The organism is Polaribacter sp. BAL334 (assembly GCF_015767435.1).
Taxonomy (GTDB): Bacteria; Bacteroidota; Bacteroidia; order Flavobacteriales; family Flavobacteriaceae; genus Polaribacter.
The window spans coordinates 1-1,450 of sequence record NZ_JADWOV010000050.1 but is presented as its reverse complement, the minus strand read 5'-3'; the positions used below and the strand labels follow the sequence as shown (position 1 = coordinate 1,450).

The 1,450-nt window shown below is 34.3% G+C and carries 1 protein-coding gene; it reads right to left on the bottom strand.

The genetic code is table 11. The annotated features are described in order from the left end of the window. The coding region (locus tag IU405_RS00270; RefSeq protein WP_197436669.1) for a DEAD/DEAH box helicase family protein at nucleotides 1-1,336 on the bottom strand (1,336 nt) is incomplete at its 3' end. Between the last annotated feature and the right edge of the window lie 114 nt (nucleotides 1,337-1,450).

The following is a 1,450-nucleotide window of genomic DNA, read 5'->3' as shown; positions in this document are numbered from 1 at the left end:
CACTAAAGTTGTTCTTAGCTTGTCTCACTAAGGCATTTCTATCTGCAAGAAATAATACTCTTTTTACCCAGTTGTTCTTGAATAAAACATCAACCATTGCGGCGGCAGTTCTGGTCTTGCCACTACCTGTTGCCATAACTAATAATGCTCTTCTTTTGTTTCCACATAATCCATTGGCACCATCAGTAACAAAAGTCTCTGCTACACGATTTATAGCTTCAAACTGATAAGGCCTATTGGCAATTGCAGTATTTATAGTTGCTTTGCGTAAGTCTTTTATAGTAGAGTGTTTTTGTATCAACCATTGCAATTCTTCCTTAGTGTAGAATCCATAAACTCTCCTTGGTGAACTATAAAAAGTATCTTCCCATATTTTGGTTTCATATCCATTAGTATAGAAAATGATTGGTCTTTGACCATGCATCTTTTCTAAACAATTGGCATAAAGTGAAGCTTGGTGCTTACCAACTTCTACATCACTTGTGGTGCGTTTTGCTTCTATCAATGCTAATGGTTTACCATTATCATCCCATAAAACATAATCTACATATCCATTCCCTTTAGGATTGTCAGCTGTAATAGGCATTCCTGTAACTGGATATTCTAATTCTCTACCTACATTTAAAGTGTGCCAACCTGCTTCTTTCAAATCAACATCAATAAGATGCTGCCTGGTTTGTGCTTCTGTAAATTCTGTAGCAATAGGTTTTAGACGTTCCTGTTTTTGCTTTTTTAGTTTTGCAACTGCCTTTTGTGTTTCTTGTTTAAATGCTTCAAGTGTTGCTTCACTTTCTTGTGCTTTGTTAAGAATTACCTCTTTCTCTTGTTGTAGTTTGGCAACTTGTTCCAGCAATTTTTGATAAGCGTTCTCTTGTTCCTGTTGTTGCTCCTTTAACTGTCTTTGTTTTTCTCCTAGTTTTGGAATAATAGATTCATCAAACGCACCTGGTAATTCTGGAATAGACTTGTTGTAGTTTTGAGCAAACCACTTGGTAAAGTCATAAATATATTTGATGCTGATTTGTGCATCTTTAGAAGATACTCTATTACCAAAATGAGCGGCATTATTTCCTGTTTTTCTAACAATGTGCAATCCTTCTCTAAGTTGGTATGGAATAATACTCTTTATCTCTTCATGATCCATTAACTGAACTAATTCAGTATTGAATGGTTTCTCAATATGTTCTAAATCAAAGAGCAAATACATACTTTCCTCTAAAACTAAACGGCAGTAACTGGCACAAGAAACAGGCTCTGTAAAAACCCTTTCCTCTGCTGTTTTTAGTTTAGTGTAGAGTGATAACCACTCTGTTTGAAGAAATTTAAAATTGCTCATTATAAAGAATGATAATAATTTTTGATTTTCTCTGCCATTAATTTTCTTCTAGCAATCAAAAACTCTTCATAATTGCCAATACTCATAGTAAAAATAGATTCTGGTATACAGTTG